Below are 15,405 nucleotides of genomic sequence, written 5' to 3' on the forward strand. Positions count from 1 at the left end.
GCGCACGCCCGCCGGCCCCGCGCCCGCCGGCGACCCGATCCTGCCCGTGCTCCCGGCGAAGGCCGTGGCACCGCGTCCGGTCGTGCGCCCGGCAGCGGTGGAGGACGAGGGGAGCGGGCTCGCCTGCCCGGCGTGCGGGGCGGCCAACCGGCCGGACCGGCGCTTCTGCCGGCGCTGCGCCGCGGAGTTGCGACCCGCGCCGAAGGCGGCGCCGTTGCCGTGGTGGCGTACCGTGTGGCCGTTCCGGCGCCGGGCGCGGGCGGGTTCGGGGAAGGGCACACGCTTCGTCGTGATCCTCCTGGCCGTGCTCGCACTGTGCGCCGCCGGGTTCCTCCTGATGCCCGCGGGCCGGGCCCTGATCGAGGACACCCGGGACAAGCTGGGCAAGGCCACGGCCATCACGCCCGAGAGGACCGAGGGGAGCGGCGAGTTTCCCGGACATCCCGTGACGAACACCACGGACGGCATCAACAACAAGTACTGGGCGGCCCCCGGAGCGGGTGCCTCGGTGACGTACACGTTCCGCAAGCCGTTCCGGATGGTCGACCTGATCATCACGAACGGCGCGTCCAAGTCCCCCGAGGAGTACGCCCGTCAGGGACGCGCCCTGCAGCTGGACATGGAGGTGACGGCGGCGGACGGCACGCGCCGGACCAAGGAACTCACCCTGAGCGACAAGGCGGGCCCACAGACGATCCAGACCGGGATCAGCGACGTGAAGACGGTTCGGCTGACGCTCCGTTCGCCCGTCGGCCTGGCCCCGGGACGGCATCTCGCCCTTGCGGAGGTGGAGTTCTTCCAGCGGAGCTGAGACGACGCGGCACCGCTCGGCGGCCGACGGCGCGGCCGGGGCGCAGTCGACCGGCCGGGCAAGGGGGAGGGGCCCGCGGCATAGGTTCAGGCGCTCCAGCCGCCTCCGACGGCCCGGCCGGCGAGGTAGGAGTCGCGCAGAGCCTTCCGCAGCCCGGGGACGAACTCGTCGTAGCGCGTGGCGTAGGCCGTCAGTATCGCCCGGTGGTTCCGGCGGTCCTCCTTGCTCCAGACCGGCGACAACTCCAGCTCCGCCGCGAAGACGGCCATGGCCAGCTCGTCGGTCAGCGCCTCGGGTCGCTCGCCGCCGTCCAGGACGACGGAGCGTGCCTGGTCCTGCAGGGCCTGTACCTCCTCCGGGTGCACCACGTCGACCCGGTCGAGGGGTACGAGGCCGAGCTTCTTCTCCCGGGTGACCGTGACGCGGCCGGCGTCGGCCAGTTGGTCGCGGACCGGGATCTCGGCGGTGTGCGCCTTGTTGTGGAGGAACTTCAGCCAGCCGCGGGGCGCGTCCTCGGGCAGGTCCTGCCAGACCCCGGCCACGAACGGGTCCTGCGGCGGTGTGCCGGGCAGCCGCCTCACCTTGCCCCCGGTGGCGTCGAGGTGCCCGGTGCGGGCCAGTTCGGTGAGCGCTCCGGCCCGCAGGAGCTGGCCGCGCCCCTGGATGTCGTCGAGCGGAAACTTCTCCCGCGGCACCGAATAGCACAACAGATAGAGCTTCTGGGCGAGCGTCATCGACACGATGAATCCTTTGCCGTCACAAGGCCCCCTCTTACGAAGGAGCGGTCCCGAAGAAGAGCGCGAGCGGCGCCCTGTCCACTGCCATGCGTCGACAGCCAGTTCAGTTCCCCCGAACCGGGGCGCGGAGTCTTTCCCCCACCGCCCGGCCCCTTCGCACGTCGGGACTTCTACCTCGTGCTCGTACGGGGAAACTGGCGACGTTACGGCACAGTTCCCGGCGCCGCCGGAATCGGGCCGCCATTCCTCGTGGGCGGTGTCGTCGTACATTCGGGGGGAGTGGCGACCGTGCGGGGGGATGCGCGGGAAACGGCTCCGCATCCGCCCCCGAGGCGCTCACCGGAGCCCCAGGGACCGTGCCCGGTGCGCCGCCATGTCCCGATCCGTGCGCGGCGTCAACGGAGCGGAGCTCGACGGCGCGGGGCTGGTCTCCAGCAACATCCGTGACGGCGAGCGGTTCAGCGCCTCCCGGGCCTACCTCCACCCCGCGATGGACCGGCCCAACCTGGACGCCCGGACCGAGGCACAGGGCACCCGCGAAGGGGCGGTCGTCGACGCCCTGCTGCGCGTGCACGGTGTGACGGGGCTGCGCGTCGCGGGGACGCCTCGGTGATGCCGAGCCTCCCCCGCGGGAACATCCACGGCCCTACGGCCATGATCCCCGAGCGGACGGTCGAACTCCCGCGCTAGCCCCCCGGGCCCCCGGGGCGGCAGCCCGGTGGTGACCGCGGGCAGACGCGGTCGAGCTGCCCGGGGGCCGACCGGCCGACACCGCCGTGCGGAAGGCCGCACCACGCATGCCCCACACCTTCGAGGAGCAGATCCATGCGCATGAACAGGCTTGCCGTCACCGCCGTCGCCGTCGTGGCGGGGCTGTCCCTCTCGGCGTGCGGGGGTGACGCGACGGACACCGCCGCCCCGTCGTCGCCCAGCGCCACCTCCGCCGGGACGCCGACGCAGTCCCCCACCCCGGAGGAGGACGAATCCGCCGGCACCACGGCCCCGGATGAGGGGCCGACGGATGAGGGCTCGAGGCGCCAGGAGTCCGGCGGTACCGGGAAGACCGAGAGGTGCCACACGGACGACCTGACGATCAAGGCGAGCGACGCCACCGTCGGCGACGACCCGACCAAGGCCGTCGCCGTGGAGCTGCGCAACACGTCCGATCGGAGTTGTTCCATCAGGGGGTTCGCCGGTGTGAACCTGCTGTCGAGCGAGCGCGCGATCCCCGCGAAGCGCCGGGACCAGAAGGACGACGGGACGACGCTGAAGCCCGGTGAGCCCACCTTCTTCGGCATCTTCTACCGGGGGAACGGCTCCGGCGGATCCGGCGTGAGGATCAGGGGACTCGTCGTCACGCCGCCGGACGAGACGAAGTCCGTCACCCTGAAGTGGCCCGGCGAGCCCTCGCTCCCCATCACCGAAGACCCCGAGACCACGGTGGAGATCGGACCGATGGGCAGCATCGGCCAGGGCGGCTGAAAGGCCCAGGCCCTCGTCGCAACGACGGAGCCCGTCCGCCCCCGGCGCGGGGCGGGCGGGCATCGACGGTTCGAGGGGGCGGTCGTGGACGGTCGAGGAACACGTCAGCCCGCCCGGAGACCGACCGCCAACGTCAGTTCGAGAACCCGGTGAGGCGATGCGAGATCCGGAAACAGCTCTCGCAGCTGCGACATCCGGTACCGGACTGTCTGGGGATGGACGAACAACGCCGCCGCCACCTCGTCCCGCCTGCCCTGGTGCAGCAGCCACTCCCGCAACGTCTCCTCCAGCCGCCGTGCGGTGGCGACAGGCACGGTCCGCAACGGTGCGAGGGCCCGGGCACGCAGGTCCGCGAACGCGTCCACGTCGGCGCTCAGCACCAGCTCGGGCAGGTGGTCCTCGGTGTCGCGAATGTCGGAGGAGAGCAAGCGCGCGCGTGCGGCTCGGGTGTACGAGGCGGACGCGCGCGTCCATGGCCGGGCCGGGCCGATCACGGCGGCGCGGTCGGTGAGCTGCCGCAGGAGATGTGATCGGTCGGCATCGGGGACGAGCAGCACACCGGTGGCGTCCGGTAGATCGTCGAGGACGAGAGTGCTCGGGTCGAGCGCGCGGTAGGCGGGCCGGGCCTGCGCGGCGGGCAGCAGGACCGCGGTCAGTGAGACCGGAGGCTGCCACCCGGCCCGCTGGACGGAGGCCAGCAGCACGTCCGGGCTCGCGCCGGCGAGCAGGTCGCGGGCCAGGTGTTCCAGGTGGCGCTCGTGAGCCCTGCCCCGGGCGGCCAGTTCGTCGGCGTGGCCCGCGGCGCTCGCGGCGGAGAGCTCGTCGATGTAGGCGAAGGTCAGCTCGGCGAACTTGGCGACGTCGGCGGCGGGCAGGCCCGCGGGTACGGCGCCCGCTGCCAGGCATCGCCAGGCCACGCGGGCGCCGACGCGGTACGCGCCGAGCAGGGCGTCCATCGAACGGCCGGAGCGCACCTCGCCGCGGCCCAGCTCATAGGCGGCGTCACCGGCGTCGCCGCTTGTGGCGTTTCCGCTCGCGAGGTCCAGGTAGTGCCCCAGGGCGGTGCGGACGGCTCGGCGGATGGTGCCTCCCATGCGGCCCGAAAGGGCGTTCGCGTAGGGAGGGACCTCGTCGATGATCGCCTGGACGACCTCGTCGGCGGTGGTCTTCAGCTCGGCACGAAGTGCGGTGACCGTCGTCTCGTCCAAGGCCAGTTCGCTGGCCCTCCGGATTGCATGGCTCACGTTTTGTTCCCTGCGAACAATCTAGCCGATCAGATTTACGTCCTACGGTCAGGACTTTACGCCTCGAGGGACAGCAAGCTGGAGTCATGACGAGTGCAACCCTCCGCAGCAGGGCGTGGAAACTGCTGGAGATGGTCACGACGCCGCTGCTGCCGTCGGACTACCTCGACCTGGTCAGCCCGCTGCGCGCGGGAGCTGACCTGAGGGGGCGCATCGAGGCCGTGCACCCCGAGACGGATGACGCCGCGACCGTCGTGATCAGACCGGGACGAGGCTGGCGCGGCCACACAGCGGGTCAGTACGTGCGGATCGGGGTCGACGTCGACGGGGTGCGCCTGTGGCGTGCCTACTCCATCACCTCGCCGACACACCGCCGGGACGGCCGCGTCACGATCACCGTGAAGGCGATCCCGGACGGCAAGGTCAGCAACCACCTGGTCCGCAGGGCGCAACCGGGCACGCTGATCCAGCTCGACCAGCCGACCGGTGACTTCGTCCTGCCGCAGGCCAAGCCCGCCAAGGTGCTCTACCTGACCGCCGGCAGTGGCATCACGCCTGTGATGGGCATGCTGCGCGACATCGAGCTCGACGACGCCGTCATGGTCCACTGCGCGCCGAAGCCGCACGACGTGATCTTCCGCGACGAACTGCACGGCCTGGCCGTGGACAGGAAGCTGCGGCTCACCGAGGTGCACACCGACACGGACGGCATGCTCGACATCGCCCGTCTCGACGAACTCGTGCCCGACTGGGCCGAGCGCGAGACCTGGGCTTGCGGGCCCGCGGGCCTGCTCGACGCCGCCGAAGAGCACTGGACCGAGCACGGCGTACGAGAGCGCCTGCACACCGAACGCTTCCGCCCCGGCATCGTCGTCGCCGGTGAAGGCGGCGAGGTCACCTTCAGCGCCACCGGCAGGACTGTCGACGCGGACGGCGCCACGCCGTTGCTGGACGTCGGCGAGGAGGCCGGCGTGCTCATGCCGTCCGGGTGCCGCATGGGCATCTGCTTCGGCTGCGTCACGCCGCTCAAGGCGGGCGCCGTCCGCGACCTGCGCACCGGCGAGATCACCGAGGCCGAGCCGGGCGTCCTCATCCAGACCTGTGTGTCCGCCGCGGCGGGCCCCTGCGACATCGAACGGTAGGAGCACCTTGACCGCCATCGACCCCACCGCCCACCTCACCGCGGAGCAGATCGAGGAGCTCGGCCGCGAGCTGGACGCGATCCGCGATGAGGTGCTTGCCGGCCGCGGTGAGAAGGACGCCGCCTACATCCGTAAGGTCATCTCGGCGCAGCGCAAGCTCGAGCTGGCCAGCAGGGGCGTGCTGCTGTTCTCGATCTTCCCGCCCGCGTGGCTGATCGGCACCGCCGGGCTGTCCGTGGCGAAGATCATGGACAACATGGAGATCGGCCACAACGTCCTGCACGGCCAGTGGGACTGGATGCGGGATCCGAAGATCCACTCCACCACCTGGGAGTGGGACCACGTCTCGCCGTCCGAGCAGTGGAAGCACTCGCACAACGAGCTGCACCACACGTACACCAACGTGATCGGCAAGGACAACGACCTCGGCTACGGCATCATGCGCGTCGACGAGGACCAGAAGTGGCACCCGTTCCACCTCGGCCAGCCGCTGTGGAACTTCATCAACGCCTGCTTCTTCGAGTACGGCATCGCGGCGTACGACCTGGAGCTCGGCAAGAACCTGAACAAGCGCCGCCGCAACAGCCCGGAGTTCCGCGCGCGGGCCAGGGCCGTGGGCCGCAAGATCCGCAAGCAGGTGCTCAAGGACTACGTGATCCACCCGCTGCTGTCGGGCCCGTCGTTCCTCCCCACGCTCGCCGCCACGTTCACCGCGAACCTGGTCCGCAACATCTGGTCCCATTCGGTGATCATGTGCGGGCACTTCCCCGAGGGTGTACAGGTCTTCGAGCGCCGGTCGATCAAGGGCGAGACGCGCGGCCAGTGGTACCTGCGCCAGATGATGGGCTCGGCGAACATCAGCGGCAGCAGGGCCATGCACTTCATGACCGGCAACCTGTCGCACCAGATCGAGCACCACCTGTTCCCGGACCTGCCGAGCAACCGGTACGCCGAGGTCGCGGTGAAGGTGCGCGCACTGTTCGAGAAGTACGAGCTGGAGTACGTCACCGGACCGCTGCCCAAGCAGGTGTTCTCCGCGTGGCGCAAGGTCTTCCGGCTCTCGCTGCCGAACAAGAAGCCCAAGGTCAAGACGCCGGACCGCGAGCAGGAGCTCGTCGCGGCCTGACTCCCGGTACTGGTTCGGGCTCTTCGGCCGTACCGACGGCACCGCCGGTGCGAGCGACATCCGGCGAGGCGCGGCCGGTGCGTTCGTGGTTCTCCCAGCGCCGCCGGTCCACGGTGGGCACGGTCTCGGCCGCGCCGCCGGAACGGATTCTCGGCCTCCTCGTCGAGGTCGTCCCGGCCCGTCCGGCTCATCGTGCGGCGCGGGGGCGCCGTCGACAAGCGCTCCGGCGCCCGGTTCCGCGCACCCTGTCCGGGACCGGCCTCCGACCGCTCACGTAGAGTGGGGCTCGGGCCGTGACTGGCGCTTGAGGTGGATCACCACCGGGGAGCGGCCCGGCGGAGGCGTGCTCGACCGGCGCGACCGCACCGATGCCGTGCGCCTGGGCGACCCCCTGTCAGAGACGACGCCCAGGAGTTCCCGTGTCCACCAGTACCGCCACCCTCATGGACGGCACCGCCCTCGCCCGCCACACCGTCGAGGAGACCGCCGCCCGCGCCGCCGAGGTCACCCGTCGCACCGGGGTCACGCCCTGTCTCGCGACCGTCCTGGTCGGAGCGGACCCGGCCTCGGTCACCTACGTGAAGATGAAGCAGAACCGCTGTGCGAAGGCCGGAATCCGGTCCCGTCACGTCGAACTGCCCGCGACCACGACCACCGCCGAACTCGTCGCAGCGATCACGGCCCTCTCCGAGGACCCCGAGGTCCACGGCATCCTCCTCCAGCACCCCGTCGGCCCGCACATCGACGAGCGCGCCGCCTTCGAGGCCATCGCGCCGGAGAAGGACGTCGACGGCGTCACCACGGCCTCCTTCGCCGCCATGGGCTTCGGTCTGCCCGGCTTCGTCTCGTGCACGCCCGGCGGCATCATGCGCCTCCTCGACGCGTACGGCGTCGAACTCCGCGGGAAGCGCGCCGTCGTCGTGGGCCGCAGCGCGATCCTCGGGAAGCCGGCCGGCCTGCTCCTCCTCGGCCGCGACGCCACCGTCACCTACTGCCACTCCCGTACCGAGGACCTCTCCTCAGTCGTCCGCGAGGCCGACGTCCTCGTGGCCGCGGTCGGCAAGCCGAACTTCATCAAGGGCGCGGACATCAAGCCCGGTGCCGTCGTCGTCGACGCCGGCTACAACCCGGGCAACGTCGGCGACGTCGACTTCGCCTCGGCCGCGGAGCGCGCCTCCCTCATCACCCCCGTCCCGGGCGGCGTCGGCCCCATGACCATCGCCGTACTCCTCGCCCAGACCGTCGAGGGCGCCGAGCGCCAGCTCGGCCTGTAGGACCGGTTCGTGACGGGGCGACGGAAGGAGCGAGGGGCGCGATCGGAGGGCGCGTTGGTCACGTTTCTGTACAGGCCGCTCTCCGCGGCCCTAAAAGGGTGGCCGCGGAGCCGCGGACCGGCGAACCTTGAACCCGTGCCCACCATCACCGYCGCGAGCAGCAGCCCACCCACCAGCATCCGGGCCGCCCCCAGCGACACCGGATGAGCCCCACTCCCGGCCCAGACCTGCGCCGGCCCCACCGTGCCCCATAACACCGCGGCCACCAGCACCAACACCACACCGCTCACGCCGACCCCCTCCGTGGCAAGGACGGGGTGAACGTACCGGCGCGCGGGGCCCTCCGGCCCCTGGCGAAACCCATGAGATCCGGCTCGCCCGACCGGCGGATACGACGCCCGCGCAGAGTAGGCCGTACATGCCGCGCGGGAGGCAGAGTTCGTACCCCTTCCCACAGAGGTGGAGAGCGGCCGGCCCGAGCGGTGAGCGAGGCGACGTCACGCAGGGGCGGCGAGCGGCGGGTGTTCGAGCACGCGCGGCGCGTACTCGACGAGCTGGATGCTGTTGTCGAAGGTGCGGTGCTCGGTCATCTCAAGAGCGACGTCGGGATAACCGTCGTAGATGCGTTCCGCGCCCGTGGCGCCCGTGATCACGGGGAACATCACGACGCGGAAGCGGTCGACGAGTCCGGCTCGCAGCAGGGAGCGGGACAGGCTGAGGCTGCCGATCGTGCTGAGGAGCCCCGAGCCGGTCGACTTCATGGAGCGGACCGCCTCGACGGCGTCGTCGCGGACGAGGGCGGAGTTCGCCCAGCTCAGCGGCTCTTCGAGCGAGGAGGAGAAGACCAGCTTCGTCGCGCGTGTGAGCTCGTCGACGGATGCCTCCTCCTCGGGCCGGAACTCGTCCTGGCCCCCGGGCACCTCGCCCGCGGCGAAGCCCGACATCAGGCGGTAGGTGTTCGCTCCCATGAGGTAGGTGACCTGGGGTTGTGTGCCGAGCCACGCGAGGTACTCCGGACCTTCGAGGCCCCAGAACCCGGGCCATCCCTCGCCCGACGCGTAGCCGTCGAGGGAGGTGATGAAGTCGACGAGAAGCTCCGACATGACGGTGTCCTTTCCTGGGCTGTCACCAGCTTGGACCGTCCAGGAGCGGCAGACTCATCGGCCGCGCCGCGAAGCGGGCGGAATCGACCCGGGGGAACCGCGGGCCGGTCAGAGGCCCGCCTGCCGGCGGAGGCCGGTGAGGGTGAGGTCGAGGGCGGACCGGAACTGATCCGTGTCGTCGTGGCCGTCGAACTCGTCCACGATGTCGTGGATGAAGGGGAAGTCCTGGGGGGCGAGCTCCCGCCAGGTCCGGGCGAAACGGCCCAGGTACTCGTCCCGGTCGGTCGCCCCGTCCAGGATCTCCTGGGGCGGTTCCTGACCCATGTCGACGGCGGAGCCGACGACGACGCCGATCACCGCCGAGACGGCGTGGAAGCGCTGGCGGGCGGTGAGGTCCAGACGCAGGGTCTGCCGGCCGAGCATCTCGTAGATGCGCAGGGAGTTGCTCTGCACGTCGGTGTTCCGCATGAAGTACGCGCCGAGCCACGGGCGGCGGACGACCGCGTCGAAGAGGGTGACGGCCATCGCGCGCAGGTCGTCGATCGCGTCCCGGGTGGGCGGGAGCTTCTCCAGGTCGGCGAGGACGCCGGCCATGACGTGGTCCGTGGCGAGGTCGAGGAGCTCGTCCTTGTTCGCGACGTACCAGTAGATGCTGGCGACGCCCCCTCCCAGGCGCTGGGCCAGGGCCCGGAAGGTCAGGGCCGGGGCACCCGCCTCGTCCAGGAGGGCGACCGCCTCGCCCAGGACGGACTCCATCGAGTGGGAAGCGCGTCGGCGTCCGCCGCCGGCGCGGGACTGCTGGCGTGCCATGGCGTGCACCTCACTCGTGGACCGGACATCTGAGTCGGACACCCGCGCCGGGATTCCGCATCGGGCCTTTGCATTGGATCGAACGCTGTTCTATCGTACCGTATGGAACAGCGTTCGATACTCGAACCACGTTCGATCGAAAGGAGTGCGCCATGACCACCGCCACGCTCACCCACCCACCCCGCACCTACCCGTCGCTGCGCGCGGCGTGGATCCCGCTGGCCGCGCTCTGCCTGGCCTTCTTCGTCGAGATGGTCGACAACACCCTGCTGTCGATCGCACTGCCCACCATCGGCCGCGACCTCGGCGCGGGCACGACCGCGCTGCAGTGGGTGACGGGCGCCTACTCGCTCACCTTCGGTGGGCTGCTGCTCACCGCCGGGTCCATCGCGGACCGGTTCGGGCGCCGCCGCGTGCTGCTCATCGGGCTCGCCGTCTTCGGCACGCTCAGCCTCGGCGTCCTGCTGGTCCACTCCGCGGGCGGCCTCATCGCCCTGCGTGCCGGGCTCGGCATAGCCGCTGCCGCGATGGCGCCGATCACGAACTCCCTCGTCTTCCGGCTCTTCGACGACAAGGCCCTCYGCATGCGGGCCATGACCGTGATGATCATCGTCGGCATGTCCGGATTCGTCCTCGGCCCGCTGCTCGGCGGTACGGCGCTGGCCCACGTCTCCTGGGAGTGGCTGCTCCTCGTCAACGCCCCCATCGCGGTGATCGCCTGCGTCGGCGTGCGGCTCGGCGTCCCGGCGGACCGCCCGCAGGACCTCACGAAGGACTCCCTCGACGTGCCGGGCGCCGTCCTGAGCGTCGCCGCCATCGGCCTCGCCTGCTACTGCCTGACCAGCGGCGTCGAGCACGGCTGGCTCTCCGTGCTCACCCTCGGGTCGGCCGTCGGGGCCCTCGCCGCGGCGCTCTGGTTCGTCCGGCACGAGCGCCGCACAAGCGCCCCCATGCTCGATCTGCGCCTCTTCTCGCGCGGCACCGTCCGGGGCGCCGCCCTCGCACAGACGGGCACGTCCATCGCCATGGCCAGCGTCATGTTCGGCCTGATCCTGCACTTCCAGTACGCCTACGGCTGGAGCCCGGTGCGGGCCGGCCTCGCCAACCTGCCGATCATCGCGACCATGCTTTTGGCCACCCCCCTCTCGGAGTGGCTCGCCCGGCGGTTCGGCCACCGCATCGCCTGCCTCGTGGGCGCGGGGTTCCTCGCCGGGGCGCTCGCCGGGCTCGCCTGGGGCGTCGAGCACGGATACGCCGTCATCGCGCTCTGCATGGTCCTCATGACCATCGGCCTGCGCACCGTCATGACGATCTGCGCGGTCGCCCTCGTCGACGCCATGCCCGCCAACCGCACCTCCCTCGGCACCGCACTCAACGACACCGCCCAGGAAGTCGGCTCCAGCATCGGCACCGCCGTCGTCGGCACGCTGATCGCCGTCCTGGTCACCACCCAGCTCCCCGCCGGCACCTGGAGCGGCGACCTCGTCGCGTCCTTCTTCCACGGTGAGCGCATCACCTACGCCCTCCTCGCGGTCGTCGTCGGCCTGATCGCCGCCGGCGGCGCACTGAGCCTCACCGATTCCCGCTCGGTGGAAGAGCACCCGGTGGAGGAGGCCGCCTGAGCACCCTCGCCCACCCTCGCCCGCCTCGGGGCGAGGGTCGTGACCGGGGTGCGGGCGGTCAACGGCGTTTTGGTCTGGACCTCTTGACGGTTGGTCCAGACCTTTCTAGGGTCGCGGGGACACTGCGGTGGGTGCCGAGGAAAGACACCACGCACTCAGGGACACGCAGAGTTGACAGGCCAGGGGAGAGCCCTGCCTGCCGGACCTCACCTGAGGAGTTTCCTTGAGTACCCCCCTGCGGCGGCGCCGCACCCGATCGGCTTCCACCACCTCCCCGACCCTGCGGTCCAGGGCCTTCGCGGGGCTCACCGCGCTGTGCCTGCCGCTGGCGGCCATGGTCGGCCTTGCCGCCCCCGCGGAGGCCTCGGCCTCCGCCACCGCCGTCTACACCAAGGCCTCGGACTGGGGTTCGGGCTTCGAGGGCAAGTGGACGGTGAAGAACACCGGCACCACGACGCTCTCCTCCTGGACCGTCGAGTGGGACTTCCCCGCGACCCTAGAAAGGTCTGGACCAACCGTCAAGAGGTCCAGACCAAAACGCCGTTGACCGCCCGCACCCCGGTCACGACCCCGGCGCAGGCCGCCACGGGTGACTACCTGTACTGGGTGTTCCCCGCCTCCGGCCGGCTGCCGCTGCTCGCGCTGCTCGCCCTCGCCACCGCCGTCTTCGTCACCAGCCTGACCGAGACCCTCCCCGCCGGCGTCCTGCCCGCCATGAGCGCCGACCTCGGGGTCGGCGAGGCCGCGATGGGGCAGGCCGTCACCGTCTACGCCCTCGGCACCGCCCTCACCGCCGTCCCGCTGGCCGCCCGCACCGCCGCCTGGCGCCGCAAGCGCCTGCTCCTCACCTCGGTCGCCGGCTTCGCCGCCGCCAACACCGTGACGGCCCTCTCCTCCTCGTACGCCCTCACCATGGGCGCCCGCTTCCTCGCCGGCGTCGCCGCGGGCGTGGCCTGGGCCCTGCTCGCCGGCTACGCCCGGCGCATCGCCCCACCGCACCTCCAGGGCCGCGCCGTTGCCGTCGCCATGACCGGCATCCCCCTGGCGCTCTCCCTCGGCGTACCGGCCGGCACCTTCCTCGGCGAGGCCGTGGGCTGGCGGGCCGCCTTCACCGCCATGACGGTGATCGCCGTCGGGCTCCTCGGCTGGATCGCCCTCGCCGTCCCCGACCTGCCCGGCGGGGAGCGCGGCGGCCGGGCGCCGGTCGCCCGGACCCTGCGGGTGCCCGGCGTCCTGCCCGTGCTCGCCGTGACGTTCACCCTCGTCCTGGCCCACACCGTCCTCTACACCTACGTCTCCGCCTACCTCGGCCATCGCGGTCTGGCCGGGTCCACCGGGCTCGTCCTGCTCGTGTTCGGCGTGGCCTCGCTCGTCGGGATCTGGTTCACCGGACGGCACATCGACCGCAGGCTCAGGGCCCTGACCCTGGGCGGCACGCTCCTCGTGGCGGTGGCGGCCGCCGTGCTCGCCGTCCCGGCCGGCAGCACCGCCCTCGTCCTGACGGCCGCCCTGCTCTGGGGGCTCGGGTGGGGCGGCGCGCCCACCCTCCTCCAGACGGCCGCCGCCGACGCGGGTGGCGCGCACGCCGATACGGCGCAGACCCTGCTGGTCAGCCTGTGGAACGCCGCCATGGCGGCGGGCGGCGTCGCCGGCGGCGTCCTGCTCGACGTCCTCGGGGCAGGAGCCCTGTCCTGGAGCGTGCTCGTCCTCCTCGTCCCCGCGGTGGCGATCGTGGCGGGAGCCCGCACCCACGGCTTCCCCACCCGGGGGTGAGGCGGCCCGGGCCCAGACAGCTCCCGGGCGCGCCCGGCGCCCCCCGGAGACGCCCGAAGGCCCCCACCGCACCTGCGCGGTGGGGGCCTTCGGGTGCACCGGGGCCGACCGGTCAGGCGGTCGGCGGGACCCGGGACGGGCGGCCGCCGCGCGTCAGCACGTACCCGCCGATGCCGGCGAGGGCCGCGAGGATGCCGCCCGCCGCGGTCCAGAGCCAGCGGTCCGACCACCAGCCGGAGGACCAGCCGTCCTCCGGGGCAGCCGCCTCGACCGCGGACGGACGGCCGGCCTTCTCGTCGGCCTCCGCCAGGTCCGCCGTCTTCGCCCCGGGCACCAGGGGCGCGGCGAGCGCTCCGTCGGTCGCGTAGGCGCCGCCCTTGTCGAGGGTGGTGACGCCGAGCCGGGCCGTGAACGGCTGGCCGAGATCCTCGTCCGGGAGCGAGACCGCGGTCAGCCGCACGTAGTAGCTGCCGGGCAGCGGATCGTCCGACCACGCGTCGGCGGAGGCGCGGACCGGGCGCAGCACGCAGGTGAGCCGTACGGTCGCGGTCTCCTTCGCCGCGGCCCGGGACTGGGTCCCGTACATGCAGGGCTGACGGCGCCGCAGCCCGTCGTAGACGTCGACCCGCCAGGTGGCGGGCCCGTGCCGCAGGGCGGCGTCGGGCAGGGTGACGGTGGCGTCCACCGTCGGCCGCTGTCCGGTGTCGGCGGGGAACACCCAGTACAGGTAGTCACCCGTGGCGGCCTGCGCCGTGGCCTGCTGCCCCGGCAGGAAGCGGGCGGCCGTGCGGAACGTGGTGCCGGCCTCGGTCGGCCCCGCCGTGGAACGGCTGTCCTCGCCGGGGGACGTCGAGGGCGAGGGGGAGTCGGCCAGGGCCGCCGGGGAGGCCGGCCCGAGAAGGGCGGCGCCCGCGAGGGCGGCCGCGGCGAGCGCGCGTACGGTACGCATCAGTGGGTCCTCCAGACAGCGACGCGCCAGCGGGACAGCCAGCCCCAGAGCAGACCGGCCACGAAGCCGACGAGCACCAGCGCGCCCAGCAGCCACCAGCCACGCCCGAGACCGAAGGAGGCCACGTCCGAGGCGGTCGACGGGCCGTCGACGACGTCGACCGTCAGCTCGATGGGCATGCCCGGCGTCGTCTTGACCGACGGGGGAGCGGAGAACGAGTTGCTGACCTGGAGGCAGACCTCCTCGGCGGCCGGCTTGCCGTCGTCGGGCTCGTCGAGCCCCGGCTTCGGATAGCGCAGACCGGTCGAGATCACGTCGGTGCGCCCGTCACCCGCCTCGGAGCCGCGGACGATCTCCCGCCCGTGCCGGGTGACGGCGCGCAGCAGGACGCCGTAGTCGTTGTTGACGGCCCGGTCGGCCGACACGCTGACGGAGGCCCGGAGTTCCTGGCCCGGGAGCAGGTCCACCCGGTACCAGCGGTGCTGGCCGAAGGCCTCGCGGTCGGTGTAGAGGCCGGGCTTGAGCTGCGGCGCGTCGGCGCAGCGCAGCGCGCCCTCGGTGGCCACCGGGGTGACGACCGGATCGGCCGCACGGTCGACCAACTGCTTGACGCGGCGCGAGAGTTCCTCGGTACGGTGGACGGAGGTGTACGTGCCTCCGGTGGCCTCCGCGATGCAGGTGAGCTGCTGCCGGGTCTTGGCGTCCGGCACCAGGCCCAGGGTGTCGATGACGAGGTGGATGCCCTTCGCCGCGATCTCGCGCGCCACCTGGCACGGGTCGAGCGGGGCGCAGGTGTCCTCGCCGTCCGTGATGAGCACGATCCGCCGGGTGGCGTCACCGCCCTCCAGGTCCTTGGCGGCGCCGAGGAGCGCCGGGCCGATCGGGGTCCAGCCCGTCGGCGCCAGGGTGGCCACCGCGGTCTTCGCCTCGGTCCGGTCGAGCGGACCCACCGGGTAGAGCTGCCGGGTGTCCTTGCAGCCCCGCTTGCGGTCCGGCCCGGGATAGTCGGCGCCCAGGGTCCGGATGCCGAGCCGGACCTCCTCGGGCACCGCGTCGAGGACCTCGTTGAAGGCCTGCTTGGCGGCGGCCATGCGGGACTTGCCGTCGATGTCCTTGGCCCGCATCGAGCCGCTGACGTCGAGGACCAGCTCGACCTTGGGTGATTCCTTCGCCACCGGCGCGTCCGCGGCCGCGCCCGTCGGCAGGAGCGCGACGCTCAGGGCGGCGAGCAGCGCGCAGGCCCCGGTCGCCAGCCGTTTTCTCGTGATCATCGCCGGATCGTATTGATGATCCTCCGACAATCCAAAACGGCGGCGGGCGCGGGGGCCGGGG

At 72.2% G+C, this 15,405-nt stretch carries 14 protein-coding genes, 2 pseudogenes and 1 riboswitch; of the genes and pseudogenes, 9 read left to right on the plus strand and 7 right to left on the minus strand.

All coding sequences use genetic code 11. The annotated features are described in order from the left end of the window. On the plus strand, positions 1–811 hold an 811-nt coding region (locus EAO70_RS01830; protein ID WP_315986194.1), incomplete at its 5' end, for a zinc ribbon domain-containing protein. Between the two features lie 86 nt (positions 812–897). Here EAO70_RS01830 and EAO70_RS01835 read toward each other — a convergent pair. Next, positions 898–1,545: a GOLPH3/VPS74 family protein gene (locus tag EAO70_RS01835; protein WP_261992592.1), complete on the minus strand. Its 648-nt coding sequence runs from the start codon at positions 1,543–1,545 to the stop codon at positions 898–900. A gap of 376 nt (positions 1,546–1,921) precedes the next feature. On the opposite strand from EAO70_RS01835, the gene EAO70_RS40190 reads away from it, so the two are divergent. Further along, on the plus strand, positions 1,922–2,161 hold the full coding sequence (locus tag EAO70_RS40190; protein WP_410090948.1) for a hypothetical protein: 240 nt from the start codon (positions 1,922–1,924) through the stop codon (positions 2,159–2,161). Positions 2,162–2,373: 212 nt separating this feature from the next. Beyond that, positions 2,374–3,030, plus strand: coding sequence for a DUF4232 domain-containing protein (locus tag EAO70_RS01845; RefSeq protein WP_148001285.1), 657 nt, complete (start codon positions 2,374–2,376; stop codon positions 3,028–3,030). Positions 3,031–3,134: 104 nt separating this feature from the next. Here EAO70_RS01845 and EAO70_RS01850 read toward each other — a convergent pair whose 3' ends face one another. Continuing rightward, positions 3,135–4,274, minus strand: a complete 1,140-nt coding sequence (locus EAO70_RS01850) for a PucR family transcriptional regulator (RefSeq protein ID WP_148001286.1) — start codon at positions 4,272–4,274, stop codon at positions 3,135–3,137. A gap of 131 nt (positions 4,275–4,405) precedes the next feature. Here EAO70_RS01850 and EAO70_RS01855 point away from each other — a divergent pair, with 131 nt between their 5' ends. The 3 genes from EAO70_RS01855 to EAO70_RS01865 all read left to right on the plus strand — a co-directional run bounded on the left by EAO70_RS01855 (position 4,406) and on the right by EAO70_RS01865 (position 7,816). Next, positions 4,406–5,416, plus strand: coding sequence for a ferredoxin reductase (locus EAO70_RS01855; RefSeq protein ID WP_148001294.1), 1,011 nt, complete (start codon positions 4,406–4,408; stop codon positions 5,414–5,416). A 7-nt stretch (positions 5,417–5,423) separates the two neighbouring features. Continuing rightward, the gene (locus EAO70_RS01860; protein ID WP_148001287.1) at positions 5,424–6,542 is read left to right on the plus strand and encodes a fatty acid desaturase family protein; all 1,119 of its coding nucleotides are present in this window, start codon (positions 5,424–5,426) and stop codon (positions 6,540–6,542) included. 283 nt (positions 6,543–6,825) lie between these two features. Then, positions 6,826–6,934, plus strand: a riboswitch (ZMP/ZTP riboswitch). A gap of 51 nt (positions 6,935–6,985) precedes the next feature. Beyond that, on the plus strand, positions 6,986–7,816 hold the full coding sequence (locus tag EAO70_RS01865; RefSeq protein ID WP_187283682.1) for a bifunctional 5,10-methylenetetrahydrofolate dehydrogenase/5,10-methenyltetrahydrofolate cyclohydrolase: 831 nt from the start codon (positions 6,986–6,988) through the stop codon (positions 7,814–7,816). A 113-nt stretch (positions 7,817–7,929) separates the two neighbouring features. Here the strand turns inward: EAO70_RS01865 and EAO70_RS39945 are convergent. The 3 genes and pseudogenes from EAO70_RS39945 to EAO70_RS01880 all read right to left on the minus strand — a co-directional run. Next, positions 7,930–8,271 (minus strand): annotated as a pseudogene (locus tag EAO70_RS39945) (EamA family transporter); the annotation flags it as partial. Positions 8,272–8,313: 42 nt separating this feature from the next. Further along, on the minus strand, positions 8,314–8,919 hold the full coding sequence (locus tag EAO70_RS01875) for a dihydrofolate reductase family protein (RefSeq protein WP_148001289.1): 606 nt from the start codon (positions 8,917–8,919) through the stop codon (positions 8,314–8,316). A gap of 108 nt (positions 8,920–9,027) precedes the next feature. Further along, positions 9,028–9,675 (minus strand): TetR/AcrR family transcriptional regulator, encoded by a 648-nt coding sequence (locus EAO70_RS01880; RefSeq protein WP_148001295.1) that lies wholly within the window; start codon positions 9,673–9,675, stop codon positions 9,028–9,030. A 206-nt stretch (positions 9,676–9,881) separates the two neighbouring features. On the opposite strand from EAO70_RS01880, the gene EAO70_RS01885 reads away from it, so the two are divergent. From EAO70_RS01885 to EAO70_RS01895, 3 genes and pseudogenes are all read left to right on the plus strand, one after another. Beyond that, entirely contained in the window at positions 9,882–11,351 is a 1,470-nt protein-coding gene (locus EAO70_RS01885; protein ID WP_148001290.1) for an MFS transporter, read from the plus strand. Positions 11,352–11,574: 223 nt separating this feature from the next. Continuing rightward, positions 11,575–11,844 (plus strand): annotated as a pseudogene (locus EAO70_RS38710) (cellulose binding domain-containing protein); the annotation flags it as partial. Between the two features lie 104 nt (positions 11,845–11,948). Continuing rightward, the gene (locus EAO70_RS01895) at positions 11,949–13,124 is read left to right on the plus strand and encodes an MFS transporter (protein WP_148001296.1); all 1,176 of its coding nucleotides are present in this window, start codon (positions 11,949–11,951) and stop codon (positions 13,122–13,124) included. A 112-nt stretch (positions 13,125–13,236) separates the two neighbouring features. Here EAO70_RS01895 and EAO70_RS01900 read toward each other — a convergent pair whose 3' ends face one another. Both EAO70_RS01900 and EAO70_RS01905 read right to left on the minus strand, forming a co-directional pair. Then, positions 13,237–14,073: a hypothetical protein gene (locus EAO70_RS01900; RefSeq protein ID WP_148001291.1), complete on the minus strand. Its 837-nt coding sequence runs from the start codon at positions 14,071–14,073 to the stop codon at positions 13,237–13,239. Further along, complete coding sequence (locus EAO70_RS01905; RefSeq protein ID WP_148001292.1) at positions 14,073–15,344, minus strand: VWA domain-containing protein; 1,272 nt, start codon at positions 15,342–15,344, stop codon at positions 14,073–14,075. The genes EAO70_RS01900 and EAO70_RS01905 overlap by 1 nt, the downstream gene beginning before the upstream one ends. Positions 15,345–15,405: the final 61 nt, after the last annotated feature.

Origin of the sequence: Streptomyces sp. adm13(2018), assembly GCF_008042145.1 — a bacterium.
Classification (GTDB): Bacteria; Actinomycetota; Actinomycetes; order Streptomycetales; family Streptomycetaceae; genus Streptomyces.